This window comes from Pseudomonas germanica (assembly GCF_019614655.1).
In the GTDB taxonomy this organism is placed as follows: Bacteria; Pseudomonadota; Gammaproteobacteria; order Pseudomonadales; family Pseudomonadaceae; genus Aquipseudomonas; species Aquipseudomonas neuropathica.
Window position 1 is genome coordinate 911920 of the sequence record NZ_CP071586.1, and the last position, 25384, is coordinate 937303.

The 25384-nt window shown below is 60.3% G+C and carries 27 protein-coding genes; 11 read left to right on the plus strand and 16 right to left on the minus strand.

Annotated elements, in window-relative coordinates:
* Nucleotides 1-648: 648 nt before the first annotated feature.
* Nucleotides 649-1413, plus strand: coding sequence for an SDR family oxidoreductase (locus tag J0G10_RS03910; protein WP_007915905.1), 765 nt, complete (start codon nucleotides 649-651; stop codon nucleotides 1411-1413).
* Nucleotides 1414-1613: 200 nt separating this feature from the next.
* On the plus strand, nucleotides 1614-2519 hold the full coding sequence (locus tag J0G10_RS03915; protein ID WP_095047316.1) for a cation diffusion facilitator family transporter: 906 nt from the start codon (nucleotides 1614-1616) through the stop codon (nucleotides 2517-2519).
* Between the two features lie 95 nt (nucleotides 2520-2614).
* On the opposite strand, the gene J0G10_RS03920 is transcribed toward J0G10_RS03915, so the two are convergent.
* The 7 genes from J0G10_RS03920 to J0G10_RS03950 form a co-directional block, all read right to left on the minus strand.
* Nucleotides 2615-3748 (minus strand): AGE family epimerase/isomerase, encoded by a 1134-nt coding sequence (locus J0G10_RS03920; protein ID WP_095126132.1) that lies wholly within the window; start codon nucleotides 3746-3748, stop codon nucleotides 2615-2617.
* 128 nt (nucleotides 3749-3876) lie between these two features.
* Nucleotides 3877-4449, minus strand: coding sequence for a HupE/UreJ family protein (locus tag J0G10_RS03925; protein ID WP_220557498.1), 573 nt, complete (start codon nucleotides 4447-4449; stop codon nucleotides 3877-3879).
* A gap of 27 nt (nucleotides 4450-4476) precedes the next feature.
* Entirely contained in the window at nucleotides 4477-5091 is a 615-nt protein-coding gene (gene ureG, locus J0G10_RS03930; RefSeq protein WP_007915910.1) for an urease accessory protein UreG, read from the minus strand.
* 11 nt (nucleotides 5092-5102) lie between these two features.
* Nucleotides 5103-5777, minus strand: coding sequence for an urease accessory protein UreF (locus tag J0G10_RS03935; RefSeq protein ID WP_220557500.1), 675 nt, complete (start codon nucleotides 5775-5777; stop codon nucleotides 5103-5105).
* Nucleotides 5774-6274, minus strand: a complete 501-nt coding sequence (gene ureE, locus J0G10_RS03940; protein WP_008087160.1) for an urease accessory protein UreE — start codon at nucleotides 6272-6274, stop codon at nucleotides 5774-5776. The genes J0G10_RS03935 and ureE overlap by 4 nt, the downstream gene beginning before the upstream one ends.
* Nucleotides 6275-6573: 299 nt before the next feature.
* Nucleotides 6574-7206 carry a TetR family transcriptional regulator gene (locus tag J0G10_RS03945; RefSeq protein WP_007915913.1) on the minus strand — a complete coding sequence of 211 codons (633 nt, stop codon included), beginning with the start codon at nucleotides 7204-7206 and terminating at the stop codon, nucleotides 6574-6576.
* 154 nt (nucleotides 7207-7360) lie between these two features.
* Nucleotides 7361-7870 carry a hypothetical protein gene (locus J0G10_RS03950; RefSeq protein WP_095047320.1) on the minus strand — a complete coding sequence of 170 codons (510 nt, stop codon included), beginning with the start codon at nucleotides 7868-7870 and terminating at the stop codon, nucleotides 7361-7363.
* Nucleotides 7871-8255: 385 nt separating this feature from the next.
* On the opposite strand from J0G10_RS03950, the gene J0G10_RS03955 reads away from it, so the two are divergent.
* The gene (locus J0G10_RS03955; RefSeq protein WP_220557502.1) at nucleotides 8256-10331 is read left to right on the plus strand and encodes an AsmA family protein; all 2076 of its coding nucleotides are present in this window, start codon (nucleotides 8256-8258) and stop codon (nucleotides 10329-10331) included.
* A gap of 99 nt (nucleotides 10332-10430) precedes the next feature.
* Here J0G10_RS03955 and J0G10_RS03960 read toward each other — a convergent pair whose 3' ends face one another.
* Together J0G10_RS03960 and J0G10_RS03965 are read right to left on the minus strand one after the other, a co-directional pair.
* On the minus strand, nucleotides 10431-10964 hold the full coding sequence (locus J0G10_RS03960; RefSeq protein ID WP_093430205.1) for a ferritin-like domain-containing protein: 534 nt from the start codon (nucleotides 10962-10964) through the stop codon (nucleotides 10431-10433).
* 98 nt (nucleotides 10965-11062) lie between these two features.
* Nucleotides 11063-12010, minus strand: a complete 948-nt coding sequence (locus tag J0G10_RS03965; protein WP_220557511.1) for a LysR substrate-binding domain-containing protein — start codon at nucleotides 12008-12010, stop codon at nucleotides 11063-11065.
* Nucleotides 12011-12119: 109 nt separating this feature from the next.
* Here J0G10_RS03965 and J0G10_RS03970 point away from each other — a divergent pair, with 109 nt between their 5' ends.
* From J0G10_RS03970 to J0G10_RS03980, 3 genes are all read left to right on the plus strand, one after another.
* Nucleotides 12120-12758 carry an FMN-dependent NADH-azoreductase gene (locus J0G10_RS03970; RefSeq protein WP_220557513.1) on the plus strand — a complete coding sequence of 213 codons (639 nt, stop codon included), beginning with the start codon at nucleotides 12120-12122 and terminating at the stop codon, nucleotides 12756-12758.
* Complete coding sequence (locus J0G10_RS03975) at nucleotides 12759-13064, plus strand: DMT family transporter (RefSeq protein WP_016985399.1); 306 nt, start codon at nucleotides 12759-12761, stop codon at nucleotides 13062-13064. It abuts the gene before it with no gap.
* A gap of 91 nt (nucleotides 13065-13155) precedes the next feature.
* Complete coding sequence (locus J0G10_RS03980) at nucleotides 13156-14034, plus strand: esterase/lipase family protein (protein WP_095047324.1); 879 nt, start codon at nucleotides 13156-13158, stop codon at nucleotides 14032-14034.
* A gap of 109 nt (nucleotides 14035-14143) precedes the next feature.
* On the opposite strand, the gene J0G10_RS03985 is transcribed toward J0G10_RS03980, so the two are convergent.
* On the minus strand, nucleotides 14144-15031 hold the full coding sequence (locus tag J0G10_RS03985) for a DMT family transporter (RefSeq protein WP_095047325.1): 888 nt from the start codon (nucleotides 15029-15031) through the stop codon (nucleotides 14144-14146).
* A gap of 96 nt (nucleotides 15032-15127) precedes the next feature.
* Here J0G10_RS03985 and J0G10_RS03990 point away from each other — a divergent pair, with 96 nt between their 5' ends.
* The 3 genes from J0G10_RS03990 (at nucleotide 15128) to J0G10_RS04000 (ending at nucleotide 17767) form a co-directional block, all read left to right on the plus strand.
* A complete protein-coding gene (locus tag J0G10_RS03990; protein WP_093430359.1) occupies nucleotides 15128-15922 on the plus strand; it encodes an AraC family transcriptional regulator in 795 nt (264 codons plus the stop codon).
* Between the two features lie 63 nt (nucleotides 15923-15985).
* Entirely contained in the window at nucleotides 15986-16291 is a 306-nt protein-coding gene (locus J0G10_RS03995; RefSeq protein ID WP_077570711.1) for a PsiF family protein, read from the plus strand.
* Nucleotides 16292-16753: 462 nt separating this feature from the next.
* A complete protein-coding gene (locus tag J0G10_RS04000) occupies nucleotides 16754-17767 on the plus strand; it encodes an AI-2E family transporter (protein WP_093430211.1) in 1014 nt (337 codons plus the stop codon).
* Nucleotides 17768-17890: 123 nt separating this feature from the next.
* Here J0G10_RS04000 and J0G10_RS04005 read toward each other — a convergent pair whose 3' ends face one another.
* Nucleotides 17891-19165, minus strand: a complete 1275-nt coding sequence (locus tag J0G10_RS04005) for an Hsp70 family protein (protein WP_095047327.1) — start codon at nucleotides 19163-19165, stop codon at nucleotides 17891-17893.
* 291 nt (nucleotides 19166-19456) lie between these two features.
* Between J0G10_RS04005 and J0G10_RS04010 the strand changes: the two genes are divergently transcribed.
* The gene (locus J0G10_RS04010; protein WP_095126127.1) at nucleotides 19457-20407 is read left to right on the plus strand and encodes a DnaJ C-terminal domain-containing protein; all 951 of its coding nucleotides are present in this window, start codon (nucleotides 19457-19459) and stop codon (nucleotides 20405-20407) included.
* Nucleotides 20408-20430: 23 nt separating this feature from the next.
* Nucleotides 20431-20736 (plus strand): chaperone modulator CbpM, encoded by a 306-nt coding sequence (locus tag J0G10_RS04015; protein ID WP_220557515.1) that lies wholly within the window; start codon nucleotides 20431-20433, stop codon nucleotides 20734-20736.
* A gap of 148 nt (nucleotides 20737-20884) precedes the next feature.
* On the opposite strand, the gene J0G10_RS04020 is transcribed toward J0G10_RS04015, so the two are convergent.
* The 5 genes from J0G10_RS04020 to J0G10_RS04040 all read right to left on the minus strand — a co-directional run bounded on the left by J0G10_RS04020 (nucleotide 20885) and on the right by J0G10_RS04040 (nucleotide 25377).
* Entirely contained in the window at nucleotides 20885-22012 is a 1128-nt protein-coding gene (locus tag J0G10_RS04020) for a sensor histidine kinase (protein WP_220557523.1), read from the minus strand.
* 157 nt (nucleotides 22013-22169) lie between these two features.
* A complete protein-coding gene (gene ureC, locus J0G10_RS04025; protein WP_095047331.1) occupies nucleotides 22170-23870 on the minus strand; it encodes an urease subunit alpha in 1701 nt (566 codons plus the stop codon).
* Nucleotides 23871-23996: 126 nt separating this feature from the next.
* A complete protein-coding gene (locus J0G10_RS04030) occupies nucleotides 23997-24305 on the minus strand; it encodes an urease subunit beta (RefSeq protein ID WP_095047332.1) in 309 nt (102 codons plus the stop codon).
* Nucleotides 24305-24838, minus strand: a complete 534-nt coding sequence (locus J0G10_RS04035) for a GNAT family N-acetyltransferase (RefSeq protein WP_093430218.1) — start codon at nucleotides 24836-24838, stop codon at nucleotides 24305-24307. The genes J0G10_RS04030 and J0G10_RS04035 overlap by 1 nt, the downstream gene beginning before the upstream one ends.
* A gap of 5 nt (nucleotides 24839-24843) precedes the next feature.
* The gene (locus J0G10_RS04040; RefSeq protein ID WP_095047333.1) at nucleotides 24844-25377 is read right to left on the minus strand and encodes a GNAT family N-acetyltransferase; all 534 of its coding nucleotides are present in this window, start codon (nucleotides 25375-25377) and stop codon (nucleotides 24844-24846) included.
* Between the last annotated feature and the right edge of the window lie 7 nt (nucleotides 25378-25384).

The following is a 25384-nucleotide window of genomic DNA, read 5'->3' on the forward strand; positions in this document are numbered from 1 at the left end:
GTGGAAAACAAATTCCCCAAGCTGCCAAAGCGCGACATATAGACGCTGCAAATGGCTGTTTTTCCACAGTTTTGACTTGTCCCCGGTTACTGTGGAGCTGGCTGTGAATAACGTGGGTGTATCTGGCTGGACGCCTTGTAAACCGTGGCTTGCAAGTGTGTGGTTGTTTTTTGATCAGGCGTTTTTGAGAGGGCTGAAGACGTCGTTGTCAATCTTTTTCTAGACATTGCCAATCGGCCGGTTCCAGGTGAACAAGGCTGTGGATAAGTCTGTGATTAAACTCTGGAAAGACCGCGCTGAGCGCCGTAATTACTGGCCTCGCGCAATCACTGTGCTAAACGTCCGTTCGTGCAAAATGCCATCTCCCGCACATCCGCCACTTCAGGGTCAAGCAAAAAACTTTCTATTTCGCCCGCAAAGCCTTGTGTGGCGCGGCTTTGCGCGTTTCCAGTTGCCCCCGGAAACTGTGGAAGGGACTGTGGATAACATGCGTGCACATGGCTACAGGCCACGGTCGCTATGGCGTTGGCATGTCTGGTTGTTTTTTGTACAGCTTGTGGGTGTTGCCCGTGAATGCGCGGGCGGGCATGCTGCCTGCTGATTTTCTATTCCAAGGGCTGCCCCGGCGGCCGAAGCAAGGAGAACACGATGTCCAACACCCTGTTTATCACCGGCGCGACGTCCGGATTTGGTGAAGCCTGTGCCCGCCGTTTTGCCGAGGCTGGCTGGAAACTGGTGCTGACCGGCCGTCGTGAAGAACGCCTCAATGCGTTGTGCGCCGAATTGTCGAAACAGACCGAAGTGCACGGTCTGGTGCTTGATGTGCGTGACCGCAAGGCCATGGAGGAGGCGATTGCCAATCTACCGCCGTCGTTCGCAAAGCTTCGCGGGTTGATCAACAACGCAGGTTTGGCGCTGGGCGTGGATCCGGCGCCGAAGTGCGATCTCGACGATTGGGACACCATGGTCGACACCAACGTCAAAGGCCTGATGTACGCCACCCGCTTGCTGCTGCCGCGCCTGATCGCCCATGGCCGTGGCGCCGGCATCGTCAACCTTGGCTCCATTGCTGGCAACTATCCGTATCCGGGCAGCCACGTGTATGGCGCGACCAAGGCGTTCGTTAAACAGTTCTCGCTGAACCTGCGTTGCGACTTGCAAGGCACGGGCGTGCGGGTCAGTAACATTGAGCCGGGGCTGTGCGAGAGCGAGTTCTCGCTGGTGCGTTTTGCCGGCGATCAGGAGCGTTACAACGCGACCTACGCTGGTGCCGAGCCGATCCAGCCGCAGGACATTGCCGAGACGATTTTCTGGGTGATGAACGCGCCGGCGCACATCAACATCAACAGTCTGGAATTGATGCCGGTGAGCCAGACCTGGGCGGGTTTTGCCATTGAGCGTAACAAGGCCTGACACCGCGTCACGGCCAATCGCTGGCAAGCCAGCTCCCACAGGGTTATCGGTGCACACGAATCTTGTGAGCGACTCGGTACTTGTGGGAGCTGGCTTGCCAGCGATGAGGCCAGCACAGGCAATAAATCCCGATAAGGTAAACTCCCCTCGCAACAACCCAACCGCACCCCGCGGTTTTCAAGGTTTTTCGAGGAGTCAAAGTGAGTAACCGAGGTGAGCAGGCACTGCTCAAACAATCGACCATTCTGATGTTGGCTGTGGCGATTGCCGGGATCGTCACCGGTTTTGTTTCAGGTTCCCAATCCATCCTGTTTGATGGTTTTTTCTCGCTGATCGCAACCTTCATCAAAGTCCTGATGCTGATCACTGCCAAGCTGATCGCCAAGCAAAGCAACCACCGTTTCCAGTTCGGTTTCTGGCATCTGGAGCCGATGGTGCTGCTGATCGAAGGCAGTTTCCTGATGCTGATCGCGATCTACGCGTTTCTCAACGGCGTGTTCGGCATCATCAACGGTGGCCGCGATATCGAGTTAGGACTGGTGATCATTTATGCTGCGGTGTTTACCGTGGTCGAGTTCGCCTACTTTTTCTACGTCCGGCACCGTAACCGCAAGCTCAAATCCAGCCTGATCCAGTTCGATAACATCAGTTGGCTGGTGGACGCGATGCTGTCCGTGGGCCTTTTGATCAGTTTCCTCGCGGCGCTGCTGCTCAAGTCCCAAGGCTATGGGCAGTGGGCGGTGTATGTCGACCCGCTGATCCTGATCGTGCTGGCCCTGACCATGTTGCCGCCGGCGTTCAAGATCCTTGGCCCGGCCTTACGCGATGTGCTGGGGATCGCGCCGGACACGCTGGATGATCAGGTGCGACAGGTGATGGACGCGGCGAAAATCGAGCATGGTTTCGACGATTACGTGTCGTACGTGCAGAAGCACGGGCGGGCGCGGTTTATCGAGATTCATGTGGTGTTGCCGGCGGATTATGCGCTGAGCAATGTCGGACAGCTGGATGCGTTGCGCGAAGAGATCTCGGCGAAGCTGGGCAAGCCGGATGCGGCGCGCTGGTTGACCATCAGCTTTACCGGTGACAAGAAGTGGATCGCATAGCGACCTTATAACGGCCATTCGCGAACAGGCTCGCTCCTACATTTGGAATGCGTTCCTCTGTAGGAGTGAGCCTGCTCGCGATAGCCATTTATCCGTCAGCGCAGATATTCAGCCAGGCCGCTATAGCAAGTCGCCAAGTGATACGGCGTAGTTGAAGGCATGTCCTTACGGCTCACCTCGCCCAACTCATCCCGGCACTCATGCCAGCCACCGGCATGCAGAAACCGCTGTTGCAACGCCTGTAACTGGCGCAGCACCACCGCTTCACTGCCCTGACGCAAGGTCAGTGCGCGCAGATATTCCGCCTGCGCCCAGATCCGCTGGGTCGAGTCTCGCGGGCGTCCGTCCGTTTCCAGATCGAGCATCGCCCGTACTGCGCCGGATGGCTGCACCACACCGTATTGCTCGGTGAAGGCAAACGCCCGGTCAAGCGCCGCATGCAGTTTCGAACCACGCAATAACGGCGACGATTCGAGCAGGAAATACCATTCGAACTGATGCCCCGGCTCATACCAGTTATCCACAGCCCCGAGCGGTTTTTCCATCAACACGCCATATTGCGGATCGACGAACTGCTTGTGCATGGCTGTGCATAACTCCAGCAACGCTTTCTGCGTCTGGGCATCTTCGCGCACGGCAAGGGTGGCGAGGAATGCTTCGGCCAGGTGCATCAACGGGTTTTGCAGTGGACCGGTTTGCAGGGTGATCCAGTCGCGTTCCAGGCAGGCTTCGTACAGGCCATCGCCGGTGGCGAAGCGCCGGCCGATGATTTCCAGCGCAGCATTGAGCGTCGACTCGACCAGCGGATCGCCGGATTTTGCCCAGTAATGCGCGCAGGCAAACAGGATAAAGGCGTGGGTGTAGAGATCCTTGCGCTGGTCCAGCGGTTTGCCTTGGGCGTCGATGCTGTAGAACCAGCCGCCATGCTCGGCATCATGAAAGTGCCGTTGCAAGGAGCGGAACAATGCCGCTGCACGCACTTCAGCGTTATCCACAACCCCGATCAGACTGGAAAACAGATACAGCTGCCGTGCACAGGCCATCGCCCGATAGCGCTGCGGTGGCAGTGGCTGATGCGCGGCGTCCAGCGCCTCGTAGGGCAACGCCATGTCGGCGTTCCAGCCCGGGCCTTGCCAGAGCGGCACGATCACGTTGACGAAATGCTGCTGCACAGCGCCGAACAGGGCGGTCAATTCGGGCAGGGAGGTGGAGCAAGAAGCGTGGGGCATGGGCGGACGTCGTCACGGCTGGGGCGATTGCGCGACATGGTAGCAGAGCGGCGGCCGTTAGAGTCTTGGTGTCTGATCGGCCGTCATCGCTGGCTTGCCAGCGATGAGGCCGGTACAGGCGATGGAGATTAGCCTGCCAGCAGCCAGGCGCCTGTTATTGCTGAGGCAGCACCTGCAAGGCGCACCAACGGTGCCGCAGCCTTAGGCAGGAAACGCACTACTGCATAACCCGCCGCATGCAGTGCAGCCGTCGCGGCCACAAAACCCGCCGCATACGCCCAAGGACTGCTCATGTCCGGCAGTTCCAAACCATGCGCCACGCCATGGAACAACGCAAACAGCGCCGTCGCCACCACCGCCATGACCAACGGCGGACGCACCGCCAAGGCTACTGCCAGACCCAGCGCCAGCACCGACGCGGCAATCCCGCTTTCCAGCGCTGGCAATTCCAGCCCTTCAAAACCGAGCATGCCGCCGATCAGCATGGTGCCGACAAACGTGCACGGCAGCGCCCAGCGCGCGGCGCCCCGCTGCTGCGCGGCCCACAAACCGACAGCCAGCATCGCCAGCAAATGGTCGAGGCCGCCAATCGGGTGGCTGATACCGGCGACCAGGCCGCTGTCGCCATGCCCCGGGTGAGCGAAGGCTAATGCCGGAGTCAGCAGCAGCGCCACAGCGCCAAGAATGCGTTTGAGTGTCATGAATAAGCTTCCTTGTTGATAAGTGAATCAGGCTGCAGTCAGCAGGCCCTGGCGTTCGATGAAGGCGATGATTTGCTCAAGGCCCTGACCGGTTTTCTGGTTGCTGAAGACGAACGGCTTGCCGTTGCGCATGCGTTTTGTGTCGCTGTCCATCATCTCCAGCGAGGCGCCCACCAGCGGTGCGAGGTCGATCTTGTTGATGACCAGCAGATCGGATTTGCAGATCCCCGGCCCGCCCTTGCGCGGCAATTTGTCGCCCGCTGAGACGTCGATCACGTAGATGGTCAGGTCGGACAGTTCCGGGCTGAAGGTCGCCGACAGGTTGTCGCCGCCGGATTCCACCAGAATCAGATCCAGTCCCGGAAAGCGCCGGTTCAGTTGATCCACTGCTTCAAGGTTGATCGAGGCGTCTTCGCGGATCGCAGTGTGCGGACAGCCACCGGTTTCCACGCCGATGATCCGCTCCGGTGCGAGGGCTTCGTTGCGCACGAGAAAATCGGCGTCTTCGCGGGTGTAGATATCGTTGGTGACCACGGCGAGGTTGTAGCGCTCGCGCAGGGCCAGGCACAGAGCCAGGGTCAACGCGGTTTTACCGGAACCGACCGGGCCGCCGATGCCGACGCGCAGGGGTTGTGTGTTCATGGTTGTTTCTCCTAAGAGCGGAAGAGGCGGCTGTACTGGCGCTCGTGGGCCATGCACGCCAGGGACATGCCGAACGCGGCGCTGCCCATGTGGTCGGGATTGATTCGGCTCGCGTCCTGCTGCGCTTGTTGCAGCAGCGGCAGCAGTTCGCTGGTCAGGCGTTGCGCGGCTTGCTGGCCCAGCGGCAGGGTTTTCATCAATACGGCGAGCTGGTTTTCCAGCCAGCTCCACAACCACGCGGCGAGGGCGTCTTGCGGGCTGATGCCCCAAGCGCGCGCGGCCAGCGCCCAGCACAGGGCCAGATGCGGTTCGGGACATTGATCGAGAAAGTCGCGGGCGTGCGTGTCGAGTTCCGGCAAACCATTGAGCAGTTGCTGTAACGAATAGCCCATCTGCCGGCTCTCCAGATGCAACTCGCGTGTCTCGCGGCTGGCCCGATGGCTTTCGCAGAGGCCCAGCAACTCCGCCCATTGTTCATCGGCGGCTGCCTGGCAATGGGCGAGCAGCAGTGGCGCCTCGAACCGGGCGAGGTTGAGCAGTAACTGATCGCTGATCCAGCGCCGGGCACTGTCCGGGTTGTTCACGCGGCCGTTATCCACGGCCATTTCCAGGCCTTGCGAGTAGCTGTAGCCGCCAATCGGCAATTGCGGACTGGCCAGGCGCAGCAGCGCCCAGGCCGGATTCACAGGCGTACGCCGAACTGATGGAGTTTCGGCGCGTAGTTGAAGTCTTCGTCGCCGTGTCGAGAATGGTGATGGCCGCCGCCATAGGCACCGTGCTCGGGCTGGAATGGCGCTTCGATTGCTTCTACCTGCGCACCAAGCTGTTCGAGCATCGCCTTGAGCACGTAATCGTCGAGCAGACGCAGCCAGCCATCGCCGACTTGCAGGGCGACGTGGCGGTTACCCAGGTGATAGGCGGCGCGGGTCAGTTCGAAGGCGTTGGCGCAGGTGACGTGCAGCAATTGCTCGGGGCGGGCGCAGACGCGGACGATGCGGCCGTCTTCAGCTTGTAGGCATTCGCCGTCATATAGCGGCGGCTGACCGCGCTCCAAAAACAACCCGACGTCTTCGCCCTCGGCACTGAAACAGCGCAAACGGCTTTTGCTCCGCGCTTCGAAGGTCAGGTGCAACTCGGCGGCCCAGACGGGTTGAGGGTCGATTCTGCGGTGAATCACCAGCATCGGAAAGCTTCCAACTATGGACAATACTCAGGCTAGAGCAAGGGCCTTGCCAATCGGACGAGATGTAGGAAATCCCTGTCGGATCGTAGTTGATGTTTCAAGATGTTGCGGGAATATGGAAGGTTTTGGTGCGTGAAGATTTTTTTATGCACCAAATGGAGGCTGACGCGGCGCACCTTTGTAGGAGTGAGCCTGCTCGCGATAGCAGTGTGTCAGTCAGCAACTATTTGACTGGTAGACCGCTATCGCGAGCAGGCTCACTCCTACAGGGGATTTGTGGTGTGGCGGGAAGAGGGGAGTTATTCGGTACTGCCCAGCCCTTGCCAGTGCTTGAGCCCAATAAAGATAAAGCGCAGTTGCTGGGTGATCTTCGCCTGCGGCGTCAGATGCTCCGGCAGGGCTTCGGCCGGCGGATCGATGATGTCGGGGAGGGTAGCGAAGACTGATTTGACGATCAGGTCAGCCATCACGCTCAAACCGGCGGCGTCCAGGTGCTGAAGCTTGGGCATCATCGTCAGGTCGGCCGCCAGGTCGGAGCTGATGTTCTCGCGCAACCGGCCGATTGCCTGACGCACCGGCAGCGAACCGCCGTACTGTTCACGGGCGAGAAACAGGAATTGCGAGCGATTGGCGCTGACCACGTCGAGGAAGATCCGCACCGAGGCATCGATGATGCCGCCCATGACGAATTCGTTGTGGCGCACCAGACGGATGGTTTCGCGGAAGGTCTGGCCGACTTCACTGACCAGCACCAGGCCGAGCTCATCCATATCGGCAAAATGCCGGTAGAAACCGGTGGGCACAATCCCGGCGGTTTTGGTCACTTCGCGCAGGCTCAGGCTGCCGAATCCTCGGCCGCTTTCCATGAGGTGGCGGGCAGCGTCCATCAAGGCGTTGCGGGTCTGTTGTTTCTGTTCGGCGCGGGGCAGCATCGCAGGGTGTGTTCTTTGGCAGGACAAGCGCCGCACTCTAGCAAATCGGCTTTGTCGGCGTCGAACGAGAGGACATGGAGCAGAAGATTTCACCGGCCAGAAAAGTCAAAAGCCCAATCCGGTGATTGGGCTTTTTTTCGAGGCCGCCATGGGCTTAGCTCAAGGCACTGTTGCGTTCGATCACACGGTCACCACCACCTTCGGCGAGTGCTTGACCCAGTGGGGTTTTATCGAAACCGTCGTCAGCCAGGGTCTGACCTTGTGGGGTGCGGTCGCTACCGTCGGAAGCCAGAGTCTGGCCTTGTGGGGTGCGGTCGCTGCCGTCGGAAGCCAGAGTTTGGCCTTGTGGGGTGCGGTCGCTGCCGTCGGAAGCCAGAGTTTGGCCTTGTGGAGTGCGGTCGCTGCCGTCGGAAGCCAGGGTCTGGCCTTGTGGGGTCTTGTCGTAGCCGTCCTGAACCAGGCCTTTCTCTTCCAGGCGATCACGGCCGCCTTCAGCCAGGGTCTGGCCTTGTGGGGTACGGTCCGAACCATCAGCTGCTACGGTCTGGCTGAATACCGAGTGGCTGGATTTCACTTGCGGGGTAGCCTGATCGGCAGCGGGCAGGGCGAAAGCAGTGCTGGCTAGCATCGACAGGGTAAGACTAAGCAGTAATTGGCGTTTCATGATGGGTTGCTCCTTGGGAGGGCGATAAAGTGGGTACGAGGGCAATGCTACTCTCGATAAGTCGATATAAAAGTTCATAAACGCAATGGTAATAATCAACAGAATTGATTGTTCTGCCGGGAGGCTCTAGATCGCGGCTTTCCGGGCGACGGTTTTGCACCGAGGTGGGTATTTCCGACTCACTCGCGCCTCGCAAACGTGCGGGTCGCGGTAACACTGTTCGACTGATTGGTCAGATTTCGCGCGACTTTTTAAGCGCCAATCGGCCTTTCGATTAAACCTGCGGCTGGTTTGCCAGTCGTAGACTTCATGAGGGCCGCTTTGGCCCGCCGTTTCAGCCGTACGCCGCAGTCTTTGCGTGCGGTCGTGATCAGGAGCTTTGTGCATGACGCGCACTGGAAAAATCTTCAGCTGGACCTTCGCCATCCTCGTGCTGCTACTGGCTGTGCTGGTATTGATCATCGTGTTCTTCGACTGGAACCGGATCAAACCGCCGCTCAACGCCAAAGTCTCGGAAGAACTGCACCGACCGTTTGCTATTAATGGCAACCTCGCGGTGATCTGGCAGCGCGAGCCGGACGAGGGTGGCTGGCGCGCCTGGGTGCCGTGGCCGCACGTGGTCGCTGAGGATTTGAGCCTGGGCAACCCGGACTGGTCGAAAAAGCAGCAGATGGTCACGCTCAAACGCGTTGAGCTGCGTATCTCGCCGCTGGCATTGCTGGCGCAACGCGTGGTGATTCCGCGCATCGACCTGACCGAACCCAATGCCGAGTTGCAGCGTCTGGCCGATGGCCGCGCCAACTGGACGTTCAAGTTTGACCCGAAAGATCCGAACGCTGAACCCTCGAGCTGGGTGGTCGACATCGGCGCCATCGGTTTTGACAAGGGCCATGTCACCCTCGACGATCAAACGCTCAAAACCAATCTTGATGTGCTGATCGATCCGCTGGGCAAACCCATCCCCTACAGCGACATCGTCGGAGCCAAAGCGGCGAAGACTGCGCAGGACAAGGGCGGTGCGCCGCAGGATTATGCATTTGCCTTGAAGGTCAAAGGCCAATACCACGGTCAGAACCTCTCCGGCCAAGGCAAGATCGGCGGGCTGCTCGCCTTGCAGGATGCGCGCAAGCCATTCCCGCTGCAGGCCCAAGCGAAGATCGGCGACACTCGCATCGAACTGGCCGGCACGCTGACTGATCCGCTCAACCTCGGCGCCCTCGATCTGCGCTTGAAACTGGCCGGCGCGAGCCTCAGCAATCTTTATCCGCTGACTGGCGTGACCCTGCCGGACACCCCTCCGTATTCCACTGACGGTCACTTGATCGCCAAACTGCACGATGAGGCCGGGGCGAAATTTACCTACGAGCAGTTCAACGGCAAGATCGGCAGCAGCGACATCCATGGCGACCTTACCTACGTCGCCAGCCAGCCACGGCCGAAACTCAGCGGCTCGTTGCTTTCCAATCAACTGTTGTTCGCTGACCTCGCACCGCTGATCGGCGCTGACTCCAATGACAAGCAGAAGGCGCGCGGCGGCGAAAGCAAACAGCCAGCCGATAAAGTGCTGCCGGTGGAAGAGTTCAAGACTGATCGCTGGCGCGCGATGGATGCCGACGTCGAGTTCACCGGCAAGCGCATCGTCCACAGCGAGAAACTGCCGTTCAATGACCTCTATACCCACTTGAAACTCAACGACGGCGAACTCAGCCTGGAGCCACTGCGCTTCGGTGTCGCTGGCGGTAATCTCGATGCACAGATTCGCCTTAACGGCCGCACCGAACCGCTGGAAGGCCGGGCCAAATTGACCGCGCGCCGCTTCAAGCTCAAGGAGCTGTTCCCGACCTTTGAACCGATGAAGACCAGTTTTGGTGAGCTCAATGGCGACGCCGATATCAGCGGGCGCGGCAACTCGGTGGCCAAGCTACTGGGCGGCGCCAACGGCAAATTGAAGATGGTGATCAACGACGGCGCGATCAGCCGTGAGCTGATGGAACTGGCCGGGCTCAACGTCGGCAACTATGTGGTCGGCAAGATCTTTGGCGACAAGGAAGTGAAGATCAACTGCGCAGCGGCAGACTTCGACATCAAGACCGGTCTGGCGACCACGCAGCTGTTTGTCTTCGATACCGAGAACGCGATCATCTATATCGACGGCACGGCGAACATGGCCACCGAGCAACTCGACCTGACGGTGACCCCGGAATCCAAGGGCTGGCGGTTGATTTCCTTGCGTTCGCCGCTGTATGTACGCGGCAAATTCATCAAGCCGGATGCCGGCGTGAAGGCCGTGCCGCTGATGTTGCGCGGGGCGGGGATGGTTGCGCTGGGTGTGATAGCTGCGCCGGCGGCGGGGCTGTTGGCGCTGGTGGCACCGAGTGGCGGTGAGCCGAATCAGTGTGCGCCGTTGTTGGAGCAGATGAAGGCGGGCAAGGCGCCGGTTACCGTCAAACCCACTAAATAGTCGGTGCCCAAAAGGGCCCCTTCGCGAGCAGGCTCGCTCCCACTTTGAAATGCATTCCAATGTGGGAGCGAGCCTGCTCGCGAAGGCGGTTTTGAAGGGTTACAGGTCGTTCAGGATGTCAGCCATGTCATCGGCATGCTCTTCTTCCTGCGCCAGGATATCTTCGAAGATACGCCGCGTAGTCGGGTCTTTTTCGCCGATGTACTGGATGATTTCGCGATAGCTGTCGATGGCGATCCGCTCGGCAACGAGGTCTTCGTAGACCATCTCTTTGAGGGTGTTGCCGGCCACGTATTGCGCGTGGGACATCTTCGACAGCATGTCGGGGTTGAACTCGGGCTCGCCACCCAATTGCACAATGCGCTCGGCCAGACGGTCAGCGTGCTGGGCTTCCTGGGTGGCGTGTTCGAGAAACTCTTCGGCGGCCACATGGGCTTTCACACCATTGGCCATGAAGTAGTGGCGCTTGTAGCGCAACACGCAGACCAGTTCGGTGGCCAGCGATTCATTGAGCAAGCGCAGCACCTCTTCACGGTCGGCGCTGTAGCCCTCGGTGACGGCGCCGTTCTCGACGTGTTGGCGCGCACGTTCGCGCAAGGTTTGAACATCTGACAGATGCAGGTCGTCGCTCATTTCGATCTCCTGGAGGCTAATCCGATTGTCGCCACGTTCTGCGGACGCGGTCGCTACCTAAGCTGTGAGTCGTGAGCGTTGCAAAAAGTTTTATCGGTTTACGCAACCCCAGTAGGAACTGCCGAAGGCTGCGATCTTGGCGCCAGCCCGGACAAAACTGCCTCCTCGCGCAACCAGGCAAAAAACGCCCGCACCGGCGGATGCCGCTCGCGCCCTGGCACACACAACGCACTGTACCCGGCGCCATCGACTTGAATCTGGCCCATGAACGGCACCAACAAACCGCTGGCGACACTCTCCGACACCAGAATGTTGCTCGCCAGCACCAGTCCTTGCCCGGCAATCGCCGCTTGCAGGGCGTAATGCTCTTCATCGTATTCGCGGATGGCCGGCTGCGGGTTCAACCAGTTTTCGCCGGCCTTCGCACACCACGCTTCCCAGCCATGGGCATACAGCTTGGAGTTGTGCCAACGCACGCTGATCAACGTTGGCGTGCGCCGCGCGGCCAGCGCCACTTGCTCGGGCGAGCCGTAAACGCCGAACGATTCGTCGAACAGGCACAGACCGTAGAGGTTCGGGTACTCGTCGAGGCTGTAGCGCAACACCAGATCGACGCTGGCGTCCTGATGCAGATCGATGACTTCGCAGTGCGTATCGAGGCGCACGTTGATGTTCGGATGCTGCGCGTAAAAGCGCCCGAGGCGCGGCACCAGCCACAGCGCAGCAAACGCGGCGGTGGTCGACAGCGTCAGCGTGCTGGCGTTGCGTTGCGGGCGCAGGGTGTCGACGCTTTGCGCCACCTCCAGCAATGCGCCGTGCAGGCTGCGAAACAGGCGTTCACCGCCCTCGGTCAGACGTACCTGGCGCGGCAGACGCTCGAACAACGCGACGCCGAGCCAGTCTTCCAGCGAGCGAATCTGATGCGAAATCGCCGTGGGCGTGACCGACAGTTCTTCGGCGGCAGCCTTGAAACTGAGCAGCCGTGATGCCGATTCAAAAGCGCGCAGGGCAGTGAGAGGCAGCGAGGCGAACATTAAAAGCTCCACGGATGAAATCAATTCATCCCGAGTGATTTTTGCTCATTTGAGAAGAAGCAGTGGCGAGCTTCAAGCTGCAAGCCACAAGCAGTTTGATTCTAGTCCGGAGGATTTACAGATGAGTAGAATTCTTGCGATTCATGCCAGCCCACGCGGCGACCGTTCCCACTCGCGGCGTCTGGCGGAAAGTTTTCTCAGTGCCTGGCAGGTGCGTCATCCGCAGGCGCAAGTGACTCGCCGGGAGGTCGGTCGGGCGTTGATTCCGGCGGTTAACGAAGCCTTTGTCGCCGCCGCGTTTTATCCACAGCCTGAAGCACGCCCACTGTCGATGCAGGCCGATCTGGCCCTGAGCGATCAACTGGTTGGCGAGTTGTTCGACCACGACCTGCTGCTGATTTCCACGCCGATGTACAACTTCAGCGTACCCAGCGGCCTCAAGGCCTGGGTCGATCAGATCGTGCGCCTGGGCCTGACCTTCGACCACACACTGGACAACGGTGTCGCCCAATACACCCCGCTGTTGCAGGGCAAGAAGGCGCTGATCGTCACCAGTCGCGGCGGTTTCGGTTTCGGCCCGGGTGGTGAACTGGAAGCCTTGAACCACGCCGATCCGTGGTTGCGCACGGCGCTGGGGTTCATCGGCATCAACGACGTCAGCGTTGTCGCGGCCGAGGGCGAAGAGTCCGCCGAACGCACCTTCGCGGTGTCGTTGGCCGAGGCCGAGCAGTGTTTGCTCAGCCTTGCCCGGGAGTTCTAAATGGCCTGGCTGTTCCTGCTGATCGCCGCCGGATTTGAAGTGACGTTCGCCATGGGCATGAAATACGCCGAAGGCTTCACCCGGCTCTGGCCGTCGTTGATCACGGTGATTGCGGCGGTCGGCGGGATCTACTTCCTGACACTGGCAATGCGCGAGTTGCCGGTGAGCATCGCCTACCCGATCTGGACCGCGATTGGCTCACTCGGCACGGTGTTCCTCGGTTTCGCCCTGTTGGGCGAGAGCCTGACGCTGGTCAAACTGCTGTCAGTCGGGCTGATTGTGGCGGGGGTGGTGGGCCTGAAGTAGGCTGGTCGTCGAGTTGTCATCATCAAGGAGGATGCTTGGCGGGCGTTTTGCACGCTTGGCATCCACTCACCGACCACAAGGATGTTTGCCCATGTCGACGCGTTATCCACTGGTGCTGGTGCCCGGCATGCTCGGGTTTATCCGGCTGGTTCTCTATCCGTACTGGTACGGCATCATCAAGGCGCTGCGCCGTGGTGGGGCGACGGTGATTGCTGTACAGGTGTCGCCGCTGCATTCGACGGAGGTGCGCGGCGAGCAGTTGCTGGCGCGGATTGACGAGATCTTGCGCGAGACCGGGGCGCACAAGGTCAACCTGTTCGGCCACAGTCAGGGTTCGCTGACGGCGCGCTATGCGGCGGCGAAACGGCCGGATCTGGTGGCCTCGGTGACGTCGGTGGCCGGGCCGAATCATGGCTCGGAACTGGCCGACTATCTGCAAAAACACTACCCGGCGGACAGCGCCAAGGGCCGTCTGCTTGAAGCATTGCTGCGTTTTGTCGGCTGGCTAATGGCGCTGCTGGAGACCGGTTACCACGGGCCGAAACTGCCGGTGGATATTCATGCCTCGCACCAATCGCTGACGACTGAGGGTGTTGCGCTGTTCAATCAGCGTTATCCACAGGGCTTGCCTGAAACTTGGGGTGGGCACGGGCCGGAGGAGGTCAATGGTGTGCGTTATTACTCATGGTCAGGGACGTTGCAACCGGGCAAGACTGATCGTGGCGGTAATCTGTTCGACGGCACCAATCGCAGCTGTCGCTTGTTTGCGAAAACCTTCGTGCGTGAGCCGGGGCAGTGTGACGGGATGGTCGGGCGCTACAGCTCGCATCTGGGCACGGTGATTGGCGATGACTATCCGCTGGATCACTTCGACATCGTCAATCAGTCGCTGGGGCTGGTCGGCAAGGGCGCGGATCCGGTGCGGCTGTTTGTCGAGCATGCGGCGCGGCTAAAGGCTGCCGGCCTTTAGGATCAAAAGATCGCAGCCTGCGGCAGCTCCTACAGGTTCGGTGTCGCACACAAATTTTGTGAACGCCTCGAGCTCATGTAGGAGCTGCCGCAGGCTGCGATCTTTTCCATCAGGCAACGCTGGCCCGGCGGCCCAACACGGTGGTCCAACGCTCGGACAGAATCACCCCGCCCAAGGTCAACAAGCCACCCACCAGGTGATACATCGCCAACTGCTCCTTCAACACCCCTGCTGCAATCAGCGCGGTAATCAACGGCAGCAAGTTAAAAAACAACGTCGTGCGACTCGGCCCCAGACGCTGCACCGCCTGCATCCACGCCAGTGGCGCGAGCATTGACGCGAGCAGGCACGCATATAGCACCAGCGGTATGTTCTGCAGGGTCAAACCAGTCTTCGGCGAAGCGGCATACAGCGGAAACAACACGACAATCGCCACCAGCACCTGCAAATACAGCAACACCAGCGGCGGCAGGCGCAGCTGCCATTTTTTCAGCAAAGTGCTGTAGATCGCATAGGCCAGTGTGGCGATCAGCATCATCGCATCACCCATGTTCACGCCGTGCTGCAGCAACGCGCCGAGGCTGCCGGACGAGACCACGACCAATACGCCGGCAAACGACAGAACCGCACCGACCAGCGCACCGGCGGTCAGGCGTTGGCCGAGACTGATGATCGCCATGGCCAGCGACATCAACGGCATCAGCGAGAGGATGATGCCCATGTTGGTCGCCGTGGTCAGGGTTGCGGCGAAGTAGGCGAGGCTCTGATAGACCGCCATGCCGAGTACGCCAAGAACGAAAATCCTGCTCAGATTCGGACGGATCTGCGGCCAGTGCGCGATTACGGCTTTGAGCATGAACGGGGTGAACAGCAAACCGGCGAGCAGCCAGCGGTAGAAACCGATCTCGGCGGGGAAAATCGCCCCGACCGCCAGTTTGTTGATCACGGTATTGCCGGCCCAGATAAAAATCGCCAGCAGCGGAAACGCGTATTGCATGAGTCGAAACCAGTACGTTGATGAAGGGTGATTATCCCTTGTCTGGATGCAGGCCTATACTTCGAACCGGACAACCTGCCTCTGCAACCGGACAGCATGAACAGCAAACACATCGATCTGCTGGATTTCAGCGAACTGCCGTCAGCGGTGTACTTCCGCTACGCCGACTTCAATGCCCATGAATTCGCCGCGCCGCATCGGCATCCGTGGGGCACGCTGGAGTACGCCGCTCATGGCGTGCTGCACATGGACGTCGACGGCAGCCGTTTCATGTCGCCGCCGCAGTACGCGGTGTGGGTGCCGCCGCAGGTCGAGCACAGTTTCTACAGCCATCAACCGGTCAACTATCGCGCGGTGTGCCTCGACCCCAAGGTCTGCGCCGAACTGCCCAAGCGCGCCTGTACCCTGGCGATCAGCGACATTCTCAAGGCGATTCTCAAAGACTTCGCCGCCCGTGACGTGAAGATTCCTGAACTCGATGCCGATCAGCGTCTGGCTCAGGTTCTCGTCGATCAACTGCAACAGGCGCCAGTGCATGAATGCTATCTGCCGTACGCGAGCAGTCCGGGGCTGCTGGCGATTCTCGAAACCTTGCAGGCCGAACCGGGCAACAATCAGCCGCTGGCGCATTGGGCGCTGCAAGTGCACGTCAGTGAGCGCACGCTGGCCCGGCAATTCGTTCGGGAGCTGGGGATGAGTTTTGGCGAGTGGCGCCAGCGTCTGCGTTATCTCGCCGCGATCGAGGCGCTGGAAACTTCACGCAGCGTGCAGGAAATCGCCTTCGACCTCGGTTACAGCAGCGGCTCGGCGTTCATCGCCATGTTCGCGCGGCAGGCCGGGTGTACGCCAGAGCAGTATCGCCGTAGCCATCTGGAAGGCAGGAAGGTGTAACAAGATTTGGCTACACTCCAGCAGAGGCCGTTCCCATCGGTGCGGCGACAAGGAGAAAACTCCATGAAGATGTTGCGTGTCCCTTTGTTGATGATTGGTTTGCTCCTGTGTTCCCAAGGTTTTGCCGCCACGGCGCAACAGAACAAGATGACCACCTGCAATGCCGATGCGACCGCCAAGAGTCTGAAAGGCGATGAGCGCAAAACATTCATGAGCACTTGCCTCAAGGCAGCGCCAGCGGCCAACGATGCCAAGGCCCTGACGCCGCAGCAGCAGAAAATGAAAACCTGCAACGCCGATGCCGCCACCAAAGCCCTGACCGGCGATGCGCGCAAGACGTTCATGAGTGATTGCCTGAAGAAAAAATAACCCGGTTCTGTGGAGTGTCAGGGTCGACGCGTCCGCTTGAGATTTGCCCTCACCCTAACCCTCTCCCGGAGGGAGAGGGGACTGACCGCGGTGTCTCAAGAAACTCGTCGACCTGAAAAAAACCGGTCGATTATGGATTCCATGTCGCTGTTTCAGGTCACTGGATATCCAGTGCATACCCCAATCGGTGCCCTCTTCCGGAGGGAAAGGGGACTGACTGCGGTGTTTCAAGACATTCGTCGACCTGAAAAAAACGGGCGATTATGGATTCCATGGCGCTGTCTCAGGTCACTGGATATCCAGAGCATCCCCCAATCGGTTCCCTCTCCTTCTGGGAGAGGGCTAGGGTGAGGGCTGGATCTGAAGCCGGGCACCAAAAGCTGAAGCTCCGCATATTTCTAGTGCTCACCCCGGAACGCTGGCAGACTGCCAATCCTTTTACGCCGTTCGTTTTGAGGCTGTATGCCAACGTTTTCTGAGCGTCATGTAGTGTTCTGGGTCAGTTGCATCATCATTTTCGGCGGTTTGCTGCTGGTGCTGCCGCTGCGCTTGTTGCCGAGCCTGCTGGCCGGGCTGCTGGTATTTGAACTGGTCAACATGCTCACCCCGCAACTGCAACGGCTGATCGAAGGTCGCCGCGCGCGTTGGCTGGCGGTGGCGTTGCTGGGCACGTTGGTGGTGAGTGTGCTGGCGTTGATCTTCGCCGGCGCCATCAGCTTCTTATTGCATGAAGCGGAAAACCCCGGCGCCTCACTGGACAAGTTCATGGGCGTGGTCGACCGCGCGCGGGGGCAATTGCCGCCGTTCATCGACGCCTATCTGCCGGCCAGTGCTGCGGAATTTCGCGTAGCGATTGGCGAGTGGATGGGCAAGCACCTGTCCGACCTGCAACTGGTCGGCAAAGACGCCGCGCACATGTTCGTGACGCTGCTGATCGGCATGGTGCTCGGCGCGATCATTGCCTTGCAGCGCATCCCCGACGTGACCAAACGCAAACCGCTGGCGGCGGCCCTGTTTGATCGCTTGCACTTGCTGGTGCAGGCCTTCCGCAACATCGTCTTCGCGCAAATCAAGATTTCCCTGCTCAACACTTTCTTCACCGGGATCTTCCTCGCGGTGATCCTGCCGATGTTCGGCATCAAGTTGCCGCTGACCAAAACCCTGATCGTGCTGACCTTCCTGCTCGGCCTGCTGCCGGTGATCGGCAACCTGATGTCGAACACGCTGATCACCATCGTCGGCCTGTCGCTATCGATCTGGGTGGCGATTGCCGCGCTGGGCTATCTGATTTTTATCCACAAGCTCGAGTACTTCCTCAACGCGCGGATTGTCGGCGGGCAGATCAGTGCCAAGTCGTGGGAGTTGCTGCTGGCGATGCTGGTGTTCGAGGCCGCGTTCGGCCTGCCGGGGGTGGTGGCGGGGCCGATTTATTATGCGTACCTGAAGAGTGAGTTGAAGCTGGGCGGGATGGTGTAACCACCCGGTGATCGTTCCCACGCTCTGCGTGGGAAAGCATCCCGTGACGCTCCGCGTCACAGCCTCAACAGCGGACGCAGAGCGTCCATGGCGGCATTCCCACGCGGAGCGTGGGAACGATCATCAGGCCATCGAACCGTAGCGTTTCATCGCGTCAATCGCCAAACCGCTACCAATGCTGCCAAAGATATTCCCTTCGACATGCCGCGCATTCGGCAGCATCGCCGAGACGCTATTGCGCAGTGCCGGAATGCCGCTCGAACCACCGGTGAAGAACACCGTGTCGACCTGTTCCACTGCCACACCGGCATCGTTCAACAGTTGCGTAACGCTGCCGCGTACCCGCTCCAGCAAGGCGTCGATCGCCGACTCGAACAGCGCGCGCGTCAGTTCCACGCTCAGCCCGGCCTCGATGCGGTCCAGCGGCACATGGCGGCTGTCGGTATGAGTCAGCTGAATCTTGGTTTCTTCGACTTCCATCGCCAGCCAGTGCCCGGCGCGTTGTTCGATCAGCTTGAACAGGCGATCAATGCCGCCAGTGTCTTCGATGTCGTAACGCATGCTGCCCAGCGCCAGGCTGGATTTCTGCGAGTACACCGAGTTGATGGTGTGCCAGGTCGCCAGGTTCATGTGGTGGCTGGTCGGCATGTAGGCGCCGCTCTTCATGCGGCTGCCGTAGCCGAACAACGGCATCAGGCCTTGCAGGCTCAGCTGTTTGTCGAAGTCGGTCCCGCCGATGTGCACGCCGCCGGTGGCGAGGATGTCATCGTGGCGGTTATCCAGGCCACGACGCTCGGGCGACAGGCGCACCAGCGAGAAGTCGGAGGTACCACCGCCGATGTCGACGATCAGTACCAGCTCTTCTTTCTCGATGGTCGACTCGTAGTCGAAGGCCGCCGCAATCGGTTCGTACTGGAACGAGACCTCTTTGAAGCCGATCTTGCGCGCCACTTCGACCAGGGTGTCTTCGGCTTCCTGGTCAGCCAGCGGATCGTCATCGACGAAGAACACCGGACGGCCAAGTACCACTTGCTCGAATTCCCGACCAGCGGCGGTTTCCGCACGGCTCTTCAACTGGCCGATGAACAGGCCGAGCAAGTCCTTGAACGGCATCGCCGTGCCGAGCACGCTGGTGTCGTGCTTGATCAGCTTGGAACCGAGCAGGCTTTTCAGCGAGCGCATCAGGCGGCCTTCGTAGCCTTCCAGGTACTCGTGCAGGGCCAGACGACCGTAAACCGGGCGGCGTTCCTCGATGTTGAAGAAGACCACCGACGGCAGGGTGATCTTGTCGTCTTCCAGCGCGATCATCGTTTCCATGCCGGGGCGCAGCCAGCCGACGGTGGAGTTGGACGTGCCGAAGTCGATGCCGCAGGCACGGGCTGGAGAGGCGTCTTTCATGTCTTTCGGTTCCGGTCAAAAAACGGCCGCGCAGTGTATGTCAGTGCGCGCCAGATTCGAAGGCCGGTCATCTGCTATTTCACGACTAAACTGCCTTGAAACCTCAAGCTTTGCCCCAAACTTGCTGGCATGGGCCGGCAGAACCACCGGCGGTCGCAAGAACCGCCGTCCACTGCCGATAAACTTCTGCTGCGCCACCCGGTCACAACCTTGAGATCGGTCAACCCGGCACGCGCGAATCGGCGCATGCTGGCATCGGCGCGAAATCGATAACGGACGGTGACTCCTTCGATGGACTTCAAAGACTATTACAAGATACTCGGCGTGGAGCCGACAGCAGACGACAAGGCAATCAAGGCTGCCTATCGCAAGCTGGCGCGCAAATACCACCCCGATGTCAGCAAGGAAAAAGACGCCGAGGCCAAATTCAAAGACGCCTCGGAAGCCTATGAAGCGCTGAAAAGCGCCGACAAACGCGCTGAATACGACGAGCTGCGCCGTTATGGTCAGCACGGTCAACCGTTCCAGGGCCCACCGGGCTGGCAGAGCCGCGGCGGCTTTGGCGGTGGCGGTGGTGACACCGGTGACTTCTCGGACTTCTTCAGTTCGATTTTCGGCAATCGCGGCCCCGGTTTCGGTGGCGGCGAAGGTCGGCAACAACGCAGTGCAGGGCGCCGGGGACAAGACGTGGAAATGGAACTGCCAATCTTCCTCGAAGAAACGCTTTCGAACGAATCGAAGAAGGTCACCTTCCAGGTGCCGCAATATAACGCCAACGGCCAGCACGTCAGCAACACCAGCAAGAGCCTGAACGTGAAGATCCCGGCAGGCGTGACCGACGGCGAGCGCATCCGCCTCAAGGGGCAGGGCGCACCGGGCGTCGGTGGCGGGGCGAATGGCGACCTGTACCTGACCATTCGTTTTGCGCCGCACCCGAAATTCGATGTTGAAGGCGAAAACCTCATCATCACCTTGCCGCTGGCACCGTGGGAATTGGCGCTGGGTGCCGAAGTGGCGGTGCCGACGCTGACCGGCAAGATCAACTTGAAGGTGCCGGCCGGCAGCCAGAACGGCCAACGCATGCGCGCCAAAGGTCATGGCCTGAAAAACAAGGCAGGCGAACGTGGGTACCTGTTCGTCCAGCTCAAGGCCGTGATGCCGAAAGCTGCTGACGACGAGGTCAAGGCGCTGTGGCAGGAACTGGCGAAGAAAGCCGCCTTCAATCCGCGAGAGAACTTCTGAACCCGACGACGGAGTAGCCCATCATGAGCAGCCCCCTGATCGTTCAACTGGACCTGGCAGAATTCTGTGAGGCGGCCGATCTGTCGGACGTCTACGTGTTCGAAATCGTCGAACACGGCATCCTCGAACCTCAGGGCGCGCAGCCCCGGGAATGGCGTTTCACCGACTACGAACTGAGTCTAGCCAAGCGCGCCGCCAAGTTGCGGCGTGATCTTGAGCTGGAGTGGGAAGGCGTCGCCCTGGCGTTGAATCTGCTCGAAGAAGTGCAGGAACTGCGGGCGGAGAACCGGATGCTGCGCCAGCGATTGGGTCGACTGGTGGTCGAATAGTTTTACCGTTGTTTACAGGTCGCACTGAAGGGCCTCTTCGCTGGCAAGCCAGCTCCCACAAGTAGCGCGTCGAATGCATATTTTGCGAACGACGCACAACCCTGTGGGAGCTGGCTTGCCAGCGATGAATTCCCCTCGGTTGATCTGCTTAAACCTTTCTGGGCAGGACCACGCTGAACAGTGTCCCGTCAGCCTTGCTCGAGCTGACTTCGATCGTCCCGCCATGGGCGGTGACCACCTCCTTGACGATAAACAACCCCAACCCAAGGCTGGTGGAGGGCTGCCCGAGTTCTTCGTCGGCGCTGCGTACCAATGGGTCGAAGATCGTGCCAATCGCCTCTTCGGGAATCGGTGTGCCGTAGTTATGCACCGCGATGCATACGCTATCGACCTCGCCGCTGAGGATGACGGTCACGTCGTGCTGGTTCGAACCATGCTGCAAGGCATTGCCGATCAGGTTTTGCAGCAGTTGATCGATGCGCCCGGCATCCCACGTGCCCTTGGTATCGCCTTCTACCGTCAGCGACGGATCGCATTCCGGATTGCCCGCGCAAGCCTCGGCAATCGCTGCCCGCGCCGCATCGGCCATGTCCATCGATGCCGGCTCGATCGGCAGGCTTCTGCCCAGACGACTGCGAACCAGTTCCAGCAAATCGCTGACCATGGCCGCCATGTGTCGCGCTCCACGTTTGATATTCAGGGCGCACGTCAGAGCATCGCCTTCCAGACGGGTTTTGCGCAGCAGCAGTTCGGTGGACATGCTCACCGCTTGCAGCGGCGCGCGAAGGTCATGGCCAAGAATGGCGAGGAAAATATCGCGCGAACGGTTGACCTGTTCGGCATAGGCGGCGGTCGATTCGGCCAGGGCTTCGTCGATGGCTTCGTTGAAGCGGATCATGTCCTGGAAATAGGCGACGTCAGGGGATTGCAGGCTGTTGACCCACAGGCGAATCACGCAGGCTCGCAGATGGCGGAATTCACTGGTCATCTGCACCAGATCAAAACCCACGGTGTGGCGCAACTCGCCATGACTGGCGCCGGCCTCGTCCAGACTCGGGGTCTTTTCCGGGCCTTCGCCCTTGGCTTTGGCGGCCTGTTCGGCAGGGCTCTGCGGCTTGCTCATGTCGCGGGCCGCGGCCCGCAGAATGGCGCTGGCGTGATCGCGCAGAGCCGTGGAATCAAGGTAGTCGGCGGCCGGCGTGATAGTTGCGGCGAACTGTTCCCACTCATCGACGATAGGCTCGATATTCGCCTGGATGAACTCGGATAGACGCATGGGCAGTTCCTGAAAAGAGGTGGAGCGAATCGAATAGTAGTTCCTTTGGCGAGAATTACACGACTGTTTGCGTGGTGGTTTCATACCAGCACGAAAAAGGCCCCGAGACTGTGCGCAAGGCGCGGTCCCGAGGCCTTTCTACAGCGTGGCGGCTGCGTCAGAACAGGAAATACCGCTGGGCCATTGGCAGGGTTTCTGCCGGTTCACACCACAGCAGAACGCCATCCGCCTTGACCTGATAGGTCTGCGGATCGACATCGATATTCGGCAGATAGTCGTTGTGGATCAGATCGGTTTTCTGCACATCACGGCAGCCTTTGACTACGCCGATTTTCTTCTTCAAACCCAGTGCTTCAGGCAGCCCGGCTTCCTGCGCCGCCTGACTGATAAAGGTCAGGCTGGTGGCATGCAGCGAGCCGCCGTAGCTGGCGAACATCGGGCGGTAGTGCACCGGTTGCGGCGTCGGGATCGAGGCGTTTGCATCGCCCATCAGGCTCGCGGCAATCGCGCCGCCCTTGAGGATCAACGTCGGTTTTACGCCGAAGAATGCCGGGCGCCAGAGCACCAGATCCGCCCACTTGCCGACTTCGATCGAGCCGACTTCATGGCTGATGCCATGAGTGATCGCCGGGTTGATCGTGTACTTGGCGATGTAGCGTTTGGCGCGGAAGTTGTCGTTGCCTGCGCCATCCTGCGGCAGCGGGCCGCGCTGCTTTTTCATCTTGTCGGCGGTCTGCCAGGTGCGCGTGATGACTTCGCCGACACGGCCCATGGCCTGGCTGTCGGAGCTGATCATCGAGAACGCGCCGAGATCGTGAAGGATGTCTTCGGCGGCAATCGTTTCGCGGCGGATCCGGCTTTCGGCGAAGGCAACGTCTTCGGCAATGCTCGGGTCGAGGTGGTGGCAGACCATCAGCATGTCGAGATGTTCATCGATGGTGTTGCGGGTGAACGGCCGGGTCGGGTTGGTCGAGCTCGGCAGCACGTTAGGGAAGCCGCAAGCTTTGATGATGTCCGGTGCGTGACCGCCACCGGCACCTTCGGTGTGATAGGTGTGAATGGTGCGGCCCTTGAACGCGCCGAGGGTGGTTTCGACGAAACCGGACTCGTTGAGGGTGTCGGTGTGGATCGCCACCTGCACGTCGAATTGATCGGCGACGCTCAGGCAGTTGTCGATGCTCGCCGGCGTGGTGCCCCAGTCTTCGTGCAGCTTGAGCCCGATGGCGCCGGCCTTGACCTGCTCGATCAGCGGCTCCGGCAGGCTGGCGTTGCCTTTGCCGGTGAGGCCGATGTTCATCGGGAACGCGTCAGCGGCCTGAAGCATGCGCGCCAAGTGCCACGGGCCGGAGGTGCAAGTGGTGGCGTTGGTGCCAGTGGCTGGGCCGGTGCCGCCGCCGATCATGGTGGTGACGCCGCTCATCAGCGCTTCTTCGATCTGCTGCGGGCAGATGAAATGGATGTGTGTGTCGATGCCACCAGCGGTGAGGATCATGCCTTCGCCGGCGATTACTTCGGTGCCTGCGCCAATGGCGATGGTCACGTTGGGCTGCACGTCGGGGTTGCCGGCCTTGCCGATTGCGGCGATGCGCCCGTCCTTGAGGCCGACGTCGGCTTTGACGATGCCCCAGTGGTCGATGATCAGCGCGTTGGTGATCAGCGTGTCGACCACTTCGGCAGCCAGCAACTGGCTTTGGCCCTGGCCGTCGCGGATGACTTTGCCGCCACCGAATTTCACTTCTTCGCCGTAGGTGGTGAAGTCGTGTTCGACTTCGATCCACAGCTCGGTGTCGGCCAGGCGCACCTTGTCGCCGACGGTGGGGCCGAACATGTCGGCGTAGGCTTGTCTGGAGATTTTCATGTGTCTGCCTTAGTTGATCGTTCCCACGCTCTGCGTGGGAATGCCGCCATGGACGCTCTGCGTCCGCCGTTATGTGACGCGGAGCGTCACGGGATGCATTCCCACGCAGAGCGTGGGAACGATCAGTCAGTCGAGGTTGCCCATGATCCGTCCGGCAAATCCGAACACCCGCCGATGCCCGGCGTAATCGACCAGCTCAACCTCACGGCTCTGCCCCGGCTCAAAGCGCACCGCCGTGCCCGCCGGAATATTCAGGCGCATGCCACGGCTGGCGGCGCGATCGAAGGTCAGCGCGTCGTTGGTTTCAAAAAAGTGATAGTGCGAACCGACCTGAATTGGCCGGTCGCCGCTGTTGGCGACTTTCAGGCTGATAGTGCGGCGGCCGACGTTGAGTTCGATGTCGCCGGGCTGGATCTGGTACTCGCCAGGAATCATCACTGGGCTCCTTGCAGAATCTTGTAATAGAGGGCGGTCGGCCGATAGGTGCCGTTCGGATCGCAAGCGTAATCAGGGATTTCGCCTGCGCGGCTGTAGCCCAACGCCTTGTAGAAATCTTCGGCGGGCGAGCCGGCCTCGGTGTCGAGGTAAAGCATGCCGCGCTTGTGCTTGGGCGCTTCGAGTTCCAGCGCACTCATCAGTTGCTGGCCGAGGCCGCGACGTCGTGCGTGTTCGCGCACCAGCAGTTTCTGCACCTCGGCACGATTGAGGCCGTTGGCCTTCTGGCACAGGCCCAGTTGCACACTGGCCAGTACCTGCTCGTCCTTGACCACCACCCAGAGCAGCACGCTGCCCTTGTTGACGTTGTCCTGCACCTCATCGAAATACGCGCGCGCCTGAGCCGCATCGAGGTCGGCCATGAAACCGACGCTGGCGCCGTAACCCACGGCATCGAGCAGCAGATCAATCAGACCCTGACGGTAATGCGCAAAACTTTCAGCATTGACGCGGCGCAGTTGGGCGGCGTTCATCGGTGTCACTCCTTGTTGGCGTCAGGCGGCTCCGCGCCAGGGTTGAGGGTCAGTTGCATGAAGGTCAGGTCGAGCCAGCGGCCGAATTTGGTGCCGACTTGCGGCATCTGCCCGGTAATTTTGAAACCGGCGCGCTCATGCAAACGAATCGAGGCAGCGTTGCCGCTTTCTATGGCGGCGACCATGACGTGTTTGCCGCAGGTTCTGGCGCGCTCGATCAGCGCTGCCATCAATTGTGGGCCGAGGCCATTGCCGCGCTGGTCGCTGCGCACATAAACCGAGTGCTCGACGGTGTGGCGAAAGCCGTCGAACGGTCGCCAGTCACCGAAGGAAGCGTAGCCGAGCACGCTGTTGTCGGCGTCGACGATCAGCAGAATCGGATAAGCCTGGGCCTGGCGCGCGCTGAACCATGCCTGGCGGTTGCCGAGATCGACGGCTTGTTCATTCCAGATCGCCGTGGTGTTGAGCACGGCGTCGTTGTAGATGTCACGGATCGCCGGCAGGTCGGCGTGCAGCGCATCGCGAATGGTGTAAGTCATGGCGCGG

Coding starts and splice junctions, on each gene's coding strand:
- J0G10_RS03910 (WP_007915905.1), top strand. CDS start 649: ATGTCCAACACCCTGTTTATCACCGGCGCGACGTCCGGATTTGGTGAA.
- J0G10_RS03920 (WP_095126132.1), bottom strand. CDS start 3,748: ATGCCCCACGCTTCTTGCTCCACCTCCCTGCCCGAATTGACCGCCCTG.
- J0G10_RS03925 (WP_220557498.1), bottom strand. CDS start 4,449: ATGACACTCAAACGCATTCTTGGCGCTGTGGCGCTGCTGCTGACTCCG.
- ureG (WP_007915910.1), bottom strand. CDS start 5,091: ATGAACACACAACCCCTGCGCGTCGGCATCGGCGGCCCGGTCGGTTCC.
- ureE (WP_008087160.1), bottom strand. CDS start 6,274: ATGCTGGTGATTCACCGCAGAATCGACCCTCAACCCGTCTGGGCCGCC.
- J0G10_RS03945 (WP_007915913.1), bottom strand. CDS start 7,206: ATGCTGCCCCGCGCCGAACAGAAACAACAGACCCGCAACGCCTTGATG.
- J0G10_RS03950 (WP_095047320.1), bottom strand. CDS start 7,870: ATGAAACGCCAATTACTGCTTAGTCTTACCCTGTCGATGCTAGCCAGC.
- J0G10_RS03955 (WP_220557502.1), top strand. CDS start 8,256: ATGACGCGCACTGGAAAAATCTTCAGCTGGACCTTCGCCATCCTCGTG.
- J0G10_RS03960 (WP_093430205.1), bottom strand. CDS start 10,964: ATGAGCGACGACCTGCATCTGTCAGATGTTCAAACCTTGCGCGAACGT.
- J0G10_RS03970 (WP_220557513.1), top strand. CDS start 12,120: ATGAGTAGAATTCTTGCGATTCATGCCAGCCCACGCGGCGACCGTTCC.
- J0G10_RS03975 (WP_016985399.1), top strand. CDS start 12,759: ATGGCCTGGCTGTTCCTGCTGATCGCCGCCGGATTTGAAGTGACGTTC.
- J0G10_RS03980 (WP_095047324.1), top strand. CDS start 13,156: ATGTCGACGCGTTATCCACTGGTGCTGGTGCCCGGCATGCTCGGGTTT.
- J0G10_RS03985 (WP_095047325.1), bottom strand. CDS start 15,031: ATGCAATACGCGTTTCCGCTGCTGGCGATTTTTATCTGGGCCGGCAAT.
- J0G10_RS03990 (WP_093430359.1), top strand. CDS start 15,128: ATGAACAGCAAACACATCGATCTGCTGGATTTCAGCGAACTGCCGTCA.
- J0G10_RS03995 (WP_077570711.1), top strand. CDS start 15,986: ATGAAGATGTTGCGTGTCCCTTTGTTGATGATTGGTTTGCTCCTGTGT.
- J0G10_RS04000 (WP_093430211.1), top strand. CDS start 16,754: ATGCCAACGTTTTCTGAGCGTCATGTAGTGTTCTGGGTCAGTTGCATC.
- J0G10_RS04005 (WP_095047327.1), bottom strand. CDS start 19,165: ATGAAAGACGCCTCTCCAGCCCGTGCCTGCGGCATCGACTTCGGCACG.
- J0G10_RS04010 (WP_095126127.1), top strand. CDS start 19,457: ATGGACTTCAAAGACTATTACAAGATACTCGGCGTGGAGCCGACAGCA.
- J0G10_RS04015 (WP_220557515.1), top strand. CDS start 20,431: ATGAGCAGCCCCCTGATCGTTCAACTGGACCTGGCAGAATTCTGTGAG.
- J0G10_RS04020 (WP_220557523.1), bottom strand. CDS start 22,012: ATGCGTCTATCCGAGTTCATCCAGGCGAATATCGAGCCTATCGTCGAT.
- ureC (WP_095047331.1), bottom strand. CDS start 23,870: ATGAAAATCTCCAGACAAGCCTACGCCGACATGTTCGGCCCCACCGTC.
- J0G10_RS04030 (WP_095047332.1), bottom strand. CDS start 24,305: ATGATTCCTGGCGAGTACCAGATCCAGCCCGGCGACATCGAACTCAAC.
- J0G10_RS04035 (WP_093430218.1), bottom strand. CDS start 24,838: ATGAACGCCGCCCAACTGCGCCGCGTCAATGCTGAAAGTTTTGCGCAT.
- J0G10_RS04040 (WP_095047333.1), bottom strand. CDS start 25,377: ATGACTTACACCATTCGCGATGCGCTGCACGCCGACCTGCCGGCGATC.